Annotated in this window: 8 protein-coding genes; all 8 read left to right on the top strand. The window is 48.5% G+C overall.

Annotation, left to right across the window (positions count from 1 at the left end; translation table 11 throughout):
* Positions 1–118: 118 nt before the first annotated feature.
* Complete coding sequence (locus AB6805_RS03900) at positions 119–2,497, top strand: ABC transporter permease (protein WP_370908144.1); 2,379 nt, start codon at positions 119–121, stop codon at positions 2,495–2,497.
* A 271-nt stretch (positions 2,498–2,768) separates the two neighbouring features.
* On the top strand, positions 2,769–5,240 hold the full coding sequence (locus tag AB6805_RS03895; RefSeq protein ID WP_370908143.1) for a glycoside hydrolase N-terminal domain-containing protein: 2,472 nt from the start codon (positions 2,769–2,771) through the stop codon (positions 5,238–5,240).
* A gap of 182 nt (positions 5,241–5,422) precedes the next feature.
* The gene (locus AB6805_RS03890) at positions 5,423–6,013 is read left to right on the top strand and encodes an RNA polymerase sigma factor (RefSeq protein ID WP_370908142.1); all 591 of its coding nucleotides are present in this window, start codon (positions 5,423–5,425) and stop codon (positions 6,011–6,013) included.
* Between the two features lie 90 nt (positions 6,014–6,103).
* Entirely contained in the window at positions 6,104–7,096 is a 993-nt protein-coding gene (locus AB6805_RS03885) for a FecR family protein (protein WP_370908141.1), read from the top strand.
* A 298-nt stretch (positions 7,097–7,394) separates the two neighbouring features.
* Positions 7,395–10,817: a TonB-dependent receptor gene (locus AB6805_RS03880; protein ID WP_370908140.1), complete on the top strand. Its 3,423-nt coding sequence runs from the start codon at positions 7,395–7,397 to the stop codon at positions 10,815–10,817.
* Positions 10,818–10,837: 20 nt separating this feature from the next.
* The gene (locus AB6805_RS03875; protein WP_370908139.1) at positions 10,838–12,604 is read left to right on the top strand and encodes a RagB/SusD family nutrient uptake outer membrane protein; all 1,767 of its coding nucleotides are present in this window, start codon (positions 10,838–10,840) and stop codon (positions 12,602–12,604) included.
* 32 nt (positions 12,605–12,636) lie between these two features.
* Positions 12,637–13,620: a BT_3987 domain-containing protein gene (locus tag AB6805_RS03870; RefSeq protein ID WP_370908138.1), complete on the top strand. Its 984-nt coding sequence runs from the start codon at positions 12,637–12,639 to the stop codon at positions 13,618–13,620.
* 54 nt (positions 13,621–13,674) lie between these two features.
* Positions 13,675–15,273 (top strand): GxGYxYP domain-containing protein, encoded by a 1,599-nt coding sequence (locus AB6805_RS03865; protein WP_370908137.1) that lies wholly within the window; start codon positions 13,675–13,677, stop codon positions 15,271–15,273.
* Positions 15,274–15,407 lie beyond the last annotated feature (134 nt).

Here is a 15,407-nt window from a genome sequence, read left to right as displayed (position 1 = left end):
ATACTTTTAATATATTCAATTCCGCCTGATCCTAATACCCCTTGTCACTGGCATTTTCTTCGCAGTCATCTGCGCGGTCCCGTGAGATAGATATCTTTCAAAATCCAATTTCCTGCTGATGTTTAAAAACTATCTCAAAATTGCCTGGCGCAATCTCTGGAGAAATAAAGTTTTTTCTTTTATCAATGTAATGGGCCTCACTATTGGTCTTACTGCCTGCTTCTTCATTTTCCTGTATGTACATTTTGAACTGAGCTATGATAAGTTTCATAGTAAGGGAGACCGTATCTACCGCGTTATCTGTGATATAAAAACACCGAGTGAAATGATAAAAAGCGGAAGTACGCCATGGACGTTTGGACCGAACATGCAGCATGACTTTCCGGAGGTGGAAGCATTTACGCGGGTTAACCGCGCTAATTTGCTGGTGAAGAAAGGTAACATCAGTTTCCAGGAAGAGCATTCCATGTTTGCGGATTCGTCGATCTTCCGGGTATTTGATTTCAAACTTATTGATGGTAACCCAGCTACAGCGCTGAGAGATGTGAACGCTGTGGTGCTGAGTAAAACAGCTGCTAAGAAATATTTCGGGAATACAGATCCGGTAGGACAAACCGTGCAGCTCACCGGCGAGCTGGTACCGGTCACCGTCACCGGCGTGATGGAAGACATGCCGCAGAATTCGCAGATCAAAGCAGATATGCTGGTGTCGATGTCTTTTTTGGTGAGTAGAAATCCGCGCCTCGATGACTCATGGGGCAATTTCGGCGCCACTACTTTCCTGCTACTGAAACCCAACACAGATGCTGGTGCATTGGCGGCAAAGTTCCCGGACTTTATAGAGCGGCATAATGGCGACGAGAGAAGAAAGTCCAAAATGCTCTATACCGTTTTACTGCAACCGCTGGAGCAGATCTACCTGCATTCCGACCGGCCTTCTTTTGAGAATGGCAGTATAACCAATGTGTACATTTTTTCCGTTATTGCCATTTTTATATTGTTTATTGCCTGTATTAACTTCATCAATCTTACCACTGCAAGATCAGTAGAGCGGGCGAAAGAGATTGGTATACGTAAAGTAGTAGGCGCCACCCGCGCGGAGCTGATCCGGCAGTTTATCGGGGAATGTGTGTTGTTGTGTTTAATGGCGTTTGTATTTACTATTATATTGTTTGCAGTATTGCTGCCATCCTTTAACCTGCTGGCGGGTAAAACGATCAGCACCGGTTTGTTTGCCAATGCCTGGTACATCGGGGCATTGCTGGCAGCGGCCATAGGGATAGGTTTGCTGGCGGGTATGTATCCGGCGCTGGTATTGTCGTCCTTTAAACCGGTAACGGTATTGAAGGGCCGGTTCTCTACCGGTACCAAAGGCATTTTCCTCCGCAAAGGACTGGTGGTAACACAATTTGCGATTTCCATTGCACTGATCACAGGCACTATTGTGGTATACCTGCAAATGCATTATATACACAGTAAAGACCTGGGCTTTAACAAAGACCAGGTGCTGGTGATCGATACACATGGCGACCCGGCAAAACATACTTTCAGGACATCTATTGAAGATATTCCAAAAGTAAATTCCGTTACCATTTCATCAGGTATCCCCGGCGGAACAACCAATGGCGCTTACTCAGAAATTCAGAATAAACAAGGCGATATGCAGGTGGCCAACCTGGACCTGTATTCTGTGGACTATAATTTTTTGCAACAATATAAAATGAAGATAGTTGCCGGCCGTGGATTTTCCCGCGACTATGGCAGCGACTCTGCCCATGCCCTAGTGATCAATGAAGCGGCCGCAAAGCTGTTTGGCTACACCACTCCCGATGAAGCCATTGGCAGAAGCTACCGGCAGTGGGGCCACGAAGGCACTATCATCGGCGTGGTAAAAGATTTTCATTTCCGTTCACTGCAGGAGGATATTAAGCCGCTCACCATCCGGATGGAGCCGCAGGATTGCGAAGTGGTGTCCGTGAATGTGGCGCCGGGAGATTTGTCAGGCACCATCGCCGCTATTGAACAGAAGTGGAAAACACTGATGCCTAACCGGCCTTTCAGTTATTATTTCCTGGACGAATTCTTCGACAGGCAATACCGCGCCGAAGAACGTTTTGGTAAACTCTTTTTCGACTTCGCCCTGCTGGCGATTATTATTTCTTGTCTTGGTTTACTAGGACTGGCTTCTTACAGCGCCATACAACGTACCCGCGAAATAGGCATCCGCAAAGTAATGGGAGCATCTGTTACAGATATCGTGAACCTGTTGTCAAAAGAATTTCTTAAACTGGTATTAATCTCCTTTGTTATAGCCACACCGGTAGCCTGGTATTTTATGCACAAATGGCTGCAGGAGTTTGCCTACCGGATCAATATCGGCTGGTGGGTATTCGCCGTGTCGGGCATCATTGCAGGTATTATTGCCATTGGCACAATCAGCTACCAGGCGCTGAAAGCTGCACTGGCAGACCCGGTGAAAAGCATGCGGGCAGAATAGCGTCCGCATACCGGCAGTTCCGGAAAACTTTTGTCATCTTATCATGAGCGCCCTGCTCCTGGGAAATTAACGCGTTTGGAATGCCCCTGAAGGCAAAACAAAGGTGAAGAAATTTGCCATTATTTTCGATGATGCACAGCCAATTATAATTTGTATTTTGTTCCTTGCCGCCGCATTTTTCTGAAAAAATGCGGCGGCCCCAATGATCAGTCCGGCGTTTTGAAAGAAAGCAGTCCGGAGTAGCTAAAATTCCACTTAATTACAAAAACTCATGCGAAGGAACAAACACACTATAGCCGTTTGCGTTATAGCATTGCTAACATCGCTGCCTGCATTGGCGCAGCGCACAGAACTGAAACTCAGGTACGATAAGCCTTCGGGCAAAATATGGGAAGCCGCATTGCCGGTAGGCAACGGTCGGCTGGCCGCAATGGTATACGGCAATCCCGGAAGCGAACTGATACGGCTAAACGAAAATACGGTTTGGAGCGGAAGCCCCAACCGCAACGATAACCCCCATGCACTGGCTGCATTGCCGGAAATCAGGCAACTGATCTTTGATGGCAAAATGAAAGAGGCCAGCGAGATGGCCGCAAAAAATATCCAGTCAGAAAAAATCAACGGCATGTGCTATCAGCCGGTGGGAGACCTGGAACTGGTTTTTCCCGGTCATGAGCAGTACACCGGTTACACGCGGGAACTGGATCTGCAAACAGCGGTAACCGCTACCAGCTACACGGTAAACGGCGTAAAGTATACCAGGCAGGTATTTGCTTCTATACCGGATCAGGCGATAATTATACAGCTTACTGCCAATAAGCCCGGCAGTATTACTTTTAACGCCGGTATGAAGAGCCAGCAAAAATCGAATGTAGTTACCAGCGGGAATAATGAACTGGTGTTATCCGGTATCAGCGGGGATAGGGAAGGCGTACCGGGAAAAGTAAAATTCCAGTCGCAGGTAAAGTTTAAAACCAGCGGTGGTAAAGCCTCCGCCAATGGTAGCGCCATTAGTGTTGCCGGCGCCGATGCGGTAACCATCTATGTGTCTGTTGCCACCAACTTTGTAAACTACGCCGACATTAGCGGCGATGAAGTAAAGCGCACCACGGCGTATATGTCGAAGGTATGGCCAAAGAATTTCGCAGGTCTGCTGAAAGATCATATAGCGGCTTACCAGCACTTTTTTAACCGCGTACAACTGGATTTAGGAACTACCGATTCTATCAAAAATACAACAGATATCCGGTTAAGGGATTTCAGGAACGGCAACGATCCGCAGCTGGTAGCATTGTATTTCCAGTTTGGCAGGTACCTGCTGATAGCTGCTTCTCAACCGGGTGGCCAGCCGGCAAACCTGCAGGGCATCTGGAACCCGTTGATGAACCCACCCTGGGGAAGTAAGTATACGATCAACATTAATACAGAAATGAATTACTGGCCTGCGGAAGAAACAAACCTTTCTGAAATGCATGAGCCACTCATAGAAATGGTGAAGGACTTATCTGTTACCGGCCGGGAAACCGCAAAAGTGATGTATGGCGCCGGCGGATGGGTAGCGCATCATAACACTGACCTGTGGCGTATTACAGGCCCGGTAGACGGGATTTATTCTGCTATGTGGCCAATGGGAGGCGCCTGGTTAAGCCGGCACACCTGGGAAAGGTATTTGTTTAACGGGGATAAGAAATATTTGCAAACGGTATATCCTGCATTGAAAGGCGCCGCGCAGTTTTACCTGGATTTCCTGGTAGAAGAGCCGGTGCATAAGTGGCTGGTGGTATCGCCTTCCATGTCGCCGGAAAATAGCCCGAAAGCTTACCCCGGCATATCCATTGCGGCAGGCGCCACCATGGATAATCAACTGGTATTTGATCTGTTTACCAATACCATCCATGCCGCTGAAATCTTACAAACTGATAAAGCGCTGGTGGAAAAAATGAAGGCCGCCCGCAAGCGCTTACCACCTATGCAGGTGGGCCAGCATAACCAGTTGCAGGAATGGTTGCAGGACCTGGATAATCCGGACGACAAGCACCGTCACGTGTCACATTTATTTGGCTTGTATCCTGCCAACCAGATCTCTCCCTATCGCACGCCTGTTTTGTTCAGCGCGGCACGCACTTCGCTGCTGCAACGTGGTGATGTGTCCACGGGTTGGTCGATGGGCTGGAAGGTGAACCTTTGGGCGCGTTTGCTGGATGGCAATCATGCCTGGAAGCTGATCAAAGACCAGCTTACCCCGGTGGACGGAGGTAATGTAAAGTATGGTGGCGGCGGTACTTACCCCAATCTTTTTGATGCACATCCTCCTTTCCAGATCGACGGGAACTATGGCTGCACCGCCGGGATCTGCGAAATGCTGCTGCAAAGCCAGGATGGCGCCATCCACCTGTTGCCGGCGCTTCCGGACGACTGGAAGAACGGACGTGTGAGCGGCCTGCGTGCCCGGGGTGGTTTTGAAATCCGGGAGATGGTATGGGAAAATGGTCAGCTCAGTAAAATCACCATCCGTTCCACACTGGGTGGCAACTGCCGCCTCCGCGTACCCAATGCGCTCCGGGGAAACGGACAGTTGAAAGCAGCCGGTGGTGATCAAACCAACCCTTTCTTTGAAGTAACACCAACAGCTCCGGCCCTGGTGAGTGAAAAAGCTAAGGTAGAGGAACTGCCGTTGCCACAGACGATATTATACGACCTGGATACACAGGCAGGAAAGACGTATACTTTTGTAAAGCAATAGACAATTAATATACTTTGTACAGGTAAAGACCGGTGGGAGCTTCTTTCACCGGTCTTTCCTGTTTGTTGACATATGGTTTTGAAAAAAAAGTTTACTTTCGGGGTATAGCGCCAGAGATCATTCAGCGCGCCAGCAATCAGACCAACTATCTTATTATTTATAAGCGTCATTTACTACCGGATTTGGAAAATAACACGGAATCACTGGATGTGCAATTGATTCTTCGGCTACAGGCGGGAGATGAGACGGCGTTTCGTGAGGTATTTGACCGGTTTAATCAGAAAATATACGGCCTGGCCTGTCATTTCCTGAAAAATAAAGAGCAGGGAAAGGAAGTGGTACAGGAAACGATGCTTCGGTTTTGGGAACACCGGTTAAAGCTAAGTACAGATTATGCCCTGGCGCCTTATGTTTATACCATTGCCCGGCGGGTCACTTTAAATATGTTACGGCAGGCGGCCAGTAGCCGTGCTGCTTCCATGAAACTCTGGCAATCTGTTCCTGCTTACCACAATGATACAGAGGAAGCCATACTGGGGGCAGATCTCGAAAGGGTTACCGTGCAGATATTGAATATTTTGCCTCCCCGGCAACAGGAAATTTTCCGTCTGAGCAGGTTTGAAGGGCTCTCTTATGAAGAAATAGCCGTCCGTATGAACATCTCCACCCATACTGTCAAATACCATATGATGGCTGCGCTGAAAGTATTGCGTACCCACTTTAATGAAGCTGAAATTGTTTTTGGCTTCCTGGCATTCTCCCTGTTATTTTAAAAATATATTTTTTTTGACTACCCGATAGGTCCCCTCTGCGTGTATTGCACTATACCGGCTTTTTTCTGCCCGGGATAAATTGTATTTCACGTGGATGAACATCGTATACATCTTTTGCTGACAAAACTGGCAGGCAACACCATCAATGAACAGGAATTTGAAGAATTGATGTTGTTGTTGCGGCAGGCTGAATCCGATGATGCGGTTCAGTCGCCATTCGACAAAACCTGGTCGGGACTTACGCCCGCCTCGCAGCTGTCACCCGTAGAAGCCCAATCACTTTATGACCAGATTAAAGAGAACCCCCGTTTTTCGGAGGATGTTCCCGTTTTGAAACCCCGTCGCTGGCTTGCGTATGCCGCGGGGATACTGGTGTTGATCGGAGCAGGTGTAGCGGCCTGGCTGCTTACCAAACCTGCCGGACAACCTGCTTTGGTGTATGAAGAAGTATTGGCGCCCGCAGGCAAGCGGGTACGACTGGTACTGGAAGACAGCACGGAAGTATGGCTGAATAACGGCAGTAAACTGAAGTACCCGGTTGCCTTTACTGGTAACACCCGGGAATTATATGTTGAGGGAGAAGCCTGTTTTGACGTTACCCGCAGGGATCAGCAGCCGTTTATTGTGCATAGTGGTGATGTAGCGGTGAAAGTACTGGGAACAGTGTTCAATATACAGGCCTATCAGCAGTCGCAGCTGGCGGTAACGGTGGTTAGCGGAAAAGTGAGTGTGGCAGCAGGAACTACCTCATTAGGCATATTACATCCCAACCAAAAACTGGAGTATGAAGCGGCAAGCCGGCAGGCGAAAATTGTTACGGTGAATGCAGCATCATTGCTGGCCTGGAAAAAGGGGGAGCTTATCATGGATAATGTAACAATGGAGCAGGCTGCCGCCATCATTGGGCGGTGGTATAATGTACAGGTGGAACTGGGGAATGACGCCATCCGTAACTGCCGTTTTTCTCTTTCTTTTTTACATGGGGAGAATATCGGGGAAGTGATGAAAATGATCTGTGAGCTCAACGGGTGTTCCTGGAAGATGAGCGGCAGCAACATTATTATCAGTGGAAAGGGATGTTAACACGGTTTATTTATTCATCACTATAATCATGTACCATGAAAAAATTCCACTTCGATTAGCCCGTATAGCGGCAAAGAAATTACGTTATGAAATCAGTTTAAAAAAGTATCGCCGTGGAGGCAACCACGACGATACCTGAAAATTGGTTACAGGTACAGGCAAGTACCCGTAACCGGATGGTTCTTAAACTCAGTATGTCAACCGATTAAAACCAAACAAATCTATGATTTTTTCAGTAAGTAAGGGACGGATGCGCCCTTATGAGCGTCTTATCCTGAACAAAACAATCCTTTGGATTATGAGATGTTCCACGATAACACTGGCCATAGTGCTTTTTTGCTGCCAGCTATTGATGGCTGGCAGAACAAACGGCCAGGATATCCACCAGACAAAAATTGCACTGGGTATTTCGGGCAAAAGCCTGGAGGCCACGTTAAAAGAAATTGAGCAGCAAACAGATTTCCGCTTTGGTTACAGGGCTGCAGAACTAAGCCGTACCGGCGAGGTGAACCTGCCCGCCGGTACGCGGACGGTTGCCGCCACGCTGGATCTCCTGCTGGCAAAAACAAATCTCACCTACCGGCAAAACGACCGCTATATTTTTATTGTGCCTAAACCGGCTCCTTCCAAAACGGTCATACAGGAAAAGCGTATATCCGGAACAGTTACCTCCGCCAAAGGCGAATTGCTTCCGGGGGTAAATGTACGGCTGAAAGGTACCTCTACAGGTGCTAATACCGATGCAGAAGGCCGTTTTAATATCCCTGCCGGCAACAATGAAAATGCTATCCTTGTATTTTCATTTATCGGGTATGTTACAAAAGAAGTACCTGTTGCCGGGCAATCCCATATCGATGTACAGTTGAAAGAAGGCTCCACTGCACTGGGAGAGGTTATTGTAGTAGGGTATGGCACGCAACAGAAAGCCACTACCACCGCCGCAGTATCCACGGTGAAAGGAAAGGATTTTGCGCAAAAGCCGGTGGTCAATCTTACCAATAACCTCGTAGGGCGGGCGCCTGGTATTATTGCAGACCAGGGCAGTGGCGAACCTGGCCAGGATGGCTCCCGCCTTCGCATCAGGGGTACCTCCACCTTAGGTAACGCCAATCCTTTGCTGGTAGTAGATGGTATTTATCGTGATTTTTCCCGGCTGGACCCTGCTTCTATTGAGTCCATCACCATCCTGAAAGACGCGGCAGCAGTGGCGCCCTATGGCCTGGCCGGCGCTAATGGTGTAATACTGGTGACTACCAAAAAAGGTAAAACCGGCGTACCTACCTTGTCCTATAACGGCTATGTTGGTATCCAGAATCCAACGCGTATGCCCCAAATGGTTAATTCATGGGAGTATGCGCTATTAAGTAATGAAGCTAACGTGAACAGCGGATTAAGTCCTGCTTTCACCCCAGAAGAAGTAGCACAATATAAAAAAACTGTTACCGGCGCCGCAGATGCGGATCCCGACAAATACCCCAACAGCAGCGGGCTCCGGGACGTAATACAAAGAAATGCACTGCTCACCAATCACAATGTGCAGCTCTCCGGCGGAACAGAAAAGATCCGGTATTACATGGGATTAGGTTACACCAACCAGGATGGGCAGTTTTCTACCACCAGCCTGAAAAAATATAACGTGTTGGCCAACCTGGAAGTGCAGGCTACCAGCACTACCCGCGTAGGACTATCGCTGAGTGGCTGGGTAGAAGACCAGCAGTACTCCGGCTATGCCGATCCTTACAATGGCGATGCGAACAATCGCTACGCTGCTGCCGGCGGGGGAATTATGTACCAGGCATTCAGAACGCCGCCTACATCTGCCATTTATTACAGCAACGGCCTGTGGGGTAGTTATATTACCAACTCCCTGGTAGGCACCATTAACCACAGCGGTTATGTGAAAAATGAGAATACACAGATCATGACCACCTTTTCAGTAGAACAGCAGTTGCCTTTCGTGAAGGGCCTCAGCATTAAAGGAGTGGCCAGCTATGATCCGTATACTACCTATACCAAAGTATGGCAAACACCGATACCAACCTACAGCGTAAACTTCAGTACTAACCCTTACGAATATACGCAACGGCTGATAGGCCCTGCAAAGCCGTCGCTCCAGCTGAGCAACAGCCAGAATAAAGCGTTTACCTACCAGGGGTATATCAACTATCACAATACGTTTGGTGCACACGATGTTACTTTCCTCGGTGTAGCGGAATCGCGGATACAGAAAGGCTGGAATGTAGATGCCAGCAGGAGGAATTACCCTATAGATATTGATGAACTGGACCGTGGCGGCGTAGCCAACGGCGATATCAGTAATGGCGGATCTTCTTCAGAACAGCGGCAGGTAGGTTATGTATACAGGTTGAGCTACGGCTATGCAGGTAAATATCTGGCGGAAGTGTCCGGCAGGTATGACGGTCATTATTATTTTGCTCCCGGCCGTAAATACGGATTCTTTCCCGCGTTTTCACTGGGCTGGAACATAGGCCAGGAGAACTTTATAAAAGACCACTACAGCTGGATCAATTTACTGAAGATCCGGGCTTCCTATGGCGAATCCGGTAATCTTGCAGGAGGTCCGTTCCAGTATATGAGCGGTTATGCCGTTTATAATAATGCCGCAGTATTGGGAAATGCACTTACTACGGGGATCTATGAAACCATCCAGGGAAATGCCTTTATCACCTGGGAGCGGGCAAAGAAAACAGATATAGGGGTAGATGGAATTTTGTGGGATGGCGCCCTCACATTCGGAGTGGATTATTTCTATGAAAAGCGTTCGAACATGCTGGTGCCGCCTACGGTAACTGTACCAGCGGAGTATGGAACAGGACTGTCTGAATTAAATGCCGCTGTTATGAGTAACCATGGGATTGAGCTGAGCCTGGGTACTTCGCATACTTTTTCCAATGGGTTAAAGCTGGATGTCAATGGCAACTTTACTTATGCGCAAAATAAGCTGTTACAGATATTTGAATCGGATGCCACTTTTAATAATCCCAATCGTCGCCGCACCGGCCGGGCCAACGGTACCCAGTTCGGATTAAAGGCGCTGGGCTATTATAAACCGGATGATTTTAATGCAGACGGAACGTTGAAAGCGGGCATTGCCTCCCTGGCCAATGCACCGGTGAAGCCCGGAGATCTCAGGTATGCAGATCTGAGTGGCCCGGATGGTAAAGCCGATGGTGTGATAGATGATAATGATGAAACCGTGATCGGTCGCCCCAACGGCGTACCGCAAATGATCTTCGGCTTATCGCCTGCCATATCCTGGAAAGGTTTCGACCTGAACTTCCTGTTACAGGGTGCCGCGCAGATCAGTTTACCGGTGGGCGGTAACCTGGTATATCCTTTCGATCAGCAGGGTTCCGCCAGCAAGTTATATTATGATAACCACTGGACGCCAGCCAACCCGGATGCATTATATCCGCGTGCTACCAATCAGCCGGTGGCCTACAACACCCGGTTCTCTTCCTGGTGGGTGAGAGATGCATCTTATCTGAAACTGAGAAGCGCGGAATTTGGTTACACCCTGCCGTCTTCCCTCACCAAACGCTGGTATATGCAGCAACTGCGCGTATATGTGTCCGGGCAGAACTTATGGACATGGACGCCAAACATGAAGGAAATGATTGATCCGGAAGCCCGTTCTTCTAACGGACAGTATTACTTCCAGCAACAGGTATTTTCATTCGGACTGAACGTAACCTTTTAACATCCAAACCGCCAACAGCCATGTTCAAGATAAAACAATACCCTTTATTACTGATTGCTATGCTCCTGTTTATTTCCTGTAAAAAGGATTTCCTGGATGTACAGGCACGCGATAGGGTGGGAGATGATGCCGTATGGGCATCTACCAACAATGCCGACCTCTTTCTCAACGATATTTATAACCAGTTGCCGGATCTCAATAATGAAACGGAACACCTGGAACAATATACAGATAACTCAGATGTAGGCGTTACCTGGATGGCCGGTTACAGCAGTATCCGGGTGGCTAATATTACGCCCTCCAACCTGCCCCGCGGACCGTGGGACATGTGGTACTGGGGTAAAGAAAGTAACAATGACACCCGCACCGGGAACTATGAGAAAATCCGGAAATGCAATCTCTTTATTACAAAAGTAGGTGCGTCCGCATTACCGGAAGATTATAAAAAAGAAAGAATTGCTGAAGCCCGTTTTCTGAGGGCCATGTACTATCACTGGTTATGGATGGCTTATGGCGGCGTACCTGTTATCACTAATGTGCTGGATAATCTTACCCAGGGAGATGATATTTATGTGCCTAGAAGCACGGCTAAACAAACGTTCGGATTCATCGATAAAGAACTGGGAGAAATTGCAGACATCCTGCCCGAAAAACAGTCCGAACCCGGCCGTGCCACCAAAGGTGCAGCACTTACCCTGAAAGGCTGGTGTGAATTGTTTTATGCCAGCCCGCTACGTAATTCAGGAGATGTGGCCAATCCAGGCGGTGATCTTGAAAGATGGAAACTGGCTGCGAAAACCAATAAGCAGGTAATAGATCTTGGCGTGTATGATCTTTATCCCGACTTCCGTAACCTGTTCCTCCGGGTGGGCAACAATAGCACAGAATCCATTTTTGCCAGGCAGTATATGGAAGGGAAAGGCGGACAGCTGGAAGGTAAGGAAGGACCTACCATTGTAAACGGCGTACAGCAGGCATGGGGCAATTTTCAGCCCACACAGGAACTGGTAGATGAATTTTCGATGGCCAACGGTAAAGCGATCTATGAGCCAGGTTCCGGTTATAACCCGCAACAACCATATGTGGGAAGGGAAAAAAGGTTTTACCAGACCATCCTCTTTAATGGTTCGCCCTGGCAGGGAGATACGCTTCGCATGGTAGTGGGCCTTGGACGGAAAACAGCCAACGAAATAGATCTCGGGTATACCAGCGATGTTACCCATACCGGCTACTATGCCTGCAAGCGGCTGGACGAAAAGATTGTGGGAAGTGATAACCGCGCCAACAGCACATCTTACCAGAACTATATGTTTTTCCGCTTTGGAGAAGTGTTACTCAGTTTCGCAGAAGCAGAAAATGAAGTGAATGGTCCTACAGCGGAAGTGCTGGCGGCAGTAAACAGGGTGCGTACACGCGCCGGCAACCTGCCTACAATAGAAGCTACTTACGGAACCGTGAACAAACAACAGATGAGGGATATTATCCGCCGGGAGCGCAGGGTGGAACTTGCGTTTGAAGACAGGCGCTGGTGGGATGTGCTGCGCTGGAAAATTGCAGACCGTTTGATGGATGGTTCAACAGGCGTGTTGAACCGGCCTGAAAAAGGCATGGTCATAACGGGAACGACTACCCTTACTTATACGCCTTCAAATGTGAGCAACCGCCTGTTCCTGCCAAAAATGTACCTCATGCCTGTTCCGCAGCATGTACTGGACCGCAACCCTGCAATCCGTGCCCAGAGCGGCGGGGAAGACAACTGGCAGAACGGGCAGAATCCAGGGTATTGATTTTTGCACTCACCTCCTTTAATTCCGATTTTATGAACAGATTATCCAGCTATATTTTTTTCCTGCTCATCACAGGCGTTATTGTTTTTACCGCCTGTAAGAAGGATCATTCCGCTACGCCAACCGTATACATGCCCAACGCATTGGGTGTGGTAAAGGTAACGTTTGAGATGGCAGATACGCCTTACATAGTACCTGTGAGCGCCGTTATTACCGGCTCGGAATATGCCACGGTAGTCAATGCGGTAGCCGGCAACGATATTGTAGTACACTTTAAGGCAGACCCGGCAAAGGTGGATTTCTTTAATGAACAGAATGGCACTGATTACCGTGTATTACCGGAAGGCAGCTACGAAATGCCCGCTGTTGCTACTATTACGAAAGGCGCTTCTATTACCGCAGCAACAGGACTGAAAATTTATGCCAAAGGGAAAATAGACCCTTTCCAGGATTATATGATCCCTGTCAGCATTGAAAACATTGAAGGAGCCAGCGCCAGCGCTTACCAGCAAACTACTTACTATGTGGTAAATGCTACCGCAGACCTGAACAGCATGGTGCCTTATGACCAGGCTAAATGGACAATCGCAGGCTTTTCTACGGAAGAACCGGCGGAAGGTGGTGGCAACGGGCTGGTCGCAAGAGCGATAGACAACGACCCGTCTACCTTCTGGAATTCCAAATGGTCTGGTGGAGAACCCGGCCCTCCCCATTATTTGATAGTGGATATGGGAGAAGAAAAAGCGGTACATGGCATCGGCATCATGGACCGTTATTTTGAAGGCAGCTGGCAAACCGATGGCCACGGCCAGCCACAGGATATAACCGTTTCCGTTAGTGCGGATAATGCCGCCTGGACAGACGTAGCTGTATTAAAAGATATACCGCACGATCCCGGCCAGCCCTGGTACAAATATTTTGTATCTACGCTGAAACAGGCACGGTACGTGAAGTTCACCGTAACAAAGGTATACGGCACTTCCAGTACCAACATTGCGGAGGTACAGGTGTTTTAATGCAGGCACCACACTTCTTCCACTTATTTTATCACAACAGATCACATTTCTTATATGAGAAATAGCCCGACTTTTGCCTTGTTTATAGCCACTATGCTGGCAGTTGTTACCGCCTGCGGTAAAAAGAATACTGTTGAAGTTCCCGTAACGCCGCCACCAGGAACAGATACCACCATACTAAAAACTGGTGTGCTTCATCAAAAGGGAACAGCGCTCACGGCATTGTGCGTGATTCCTGCCAGCTCACTCACCGCGGAACAGAAAGTGTTGATCGCCACCCTCCAGGGTGTAGTCGCAAAAACTTCCGGTGAACAAATATATATAGATGAAGGAGGCGCTTCTTCTGTATGGAAAAATTATCTCGCTGAAAAATATAAAATAAGGATCACTAACTATACGTCGTGGGCGGAACTGCTCCGTCATTTCGCTCCTAAAGTGAGCGGCTATGTGCTGTATAATCGCGCTAAAAATATCAGGTCCCTCAGCGCTGCCAATTCCCTGTGCGGCCCCATGAATGCCATTGCAGTGGATGCCAGCCTGGAAACGGCGGTGATCACTGCCGGTATTAAAACAAAAAAAGCGGATATGCGTGCCCGTGATGAGAAGTGGGTGTGGGAACATTATCCTGCAACATTCAGCCGGTCGTTGGCCGCAGAACAGAACCCTGCTATTGATCACCATCTCCGGGATTACATTACGCTCACCAATGCGTTTACTTTTTACGACGGGGAAACACCCTGGCGTGCCGATGTGTTAAAGTCGCTTCAACCGGAAGCCTTTTGTTTTGGATACGGCAAGGAAGAGTTTTCAATGGTAGCCAATGCAGCAACTGCCGGCGTTGTAATGTTACCAACCGATCTGGCAGCTAACCTGGCGCCGCTGAGCAGCATATACGACGAAACGCCGTTAAAACAACCGGGCCGCACTGCGCCGGCAGCAGAACAAAATGTACACTATGTTACTTTCCTGCTGAGCGACGGCGATAACGTGGGCTACGATCTGTGGAGTATGCAGCAGTATTTTAGTCACCCGCTGAGAGGCACATTCAACATGGGCTATACGATCAGCCCTTCCCTGGCAGACCTGGCGCCTGCGGCCATGCGCTGGTATTATGAAAAGGCAGCCAATACAGATAAAGGCAGGGATTTCTTTGTAGCCGGGCCAAGTGGAAGCGGATATACGTTTCCCAGTAAAATGCCGGCAGCTGCACTCGATCAATACCTTCTCCGCCTGAATACTTTTATGGAGAAATCCGATCTGAATATTGTGAACATCCTCGACCAGGGTGCGCTGGAAAGAATGGACCTGTGGGATAAATATCTTGCGCAACCAAACATAGATGCGTTATTATATACCGGTTACGGAGAAGCGCCCGGTGGCAGTATCCGCTTTTCCGCCAATGGTAAACCCATTATAGAAGCGGGCGATAACCTGTGGGCAGGGTTGGAAGAAGAAGCTACCGTGATCAGCAATATCAATGCAAGACCAGCAGACCCGCATAGCCGTTCGGGTTATACACTGGTATTTGTACATACCTGGACAAAAGACATGTCGGCCATAAACACAGTAATCGCCGGACTAAACAAAAATGTGCGGGTAGTAACCCCGGACGCTTTTGTGCAACTGGTACGTAAAAACCTGGGCACGAAATAACGGCTGCGCGTATGTTGTCTTACTCGCTGATTACGCTGATTATACTGATTTGCCTGATTTTACTTTTTGGATTTTATAAAGGATTTTAAAAGATTTGGGGAGATATAAGCGAATACATCCGCTTATATCTCCCC

This window comes from Chitinophaga sp. RCC_12 (assembly GCF_041360695.1).
Lineage (GTDB): Bacteria > Bacteroidota > Bacteroidia > Chitinophagales > Chitinophagaceae > Chitinophaga.
Note: the sequence above shows the minus strand (reverse complement) of the source record. Positions and strands in the feature narration are given on the sequence as shown.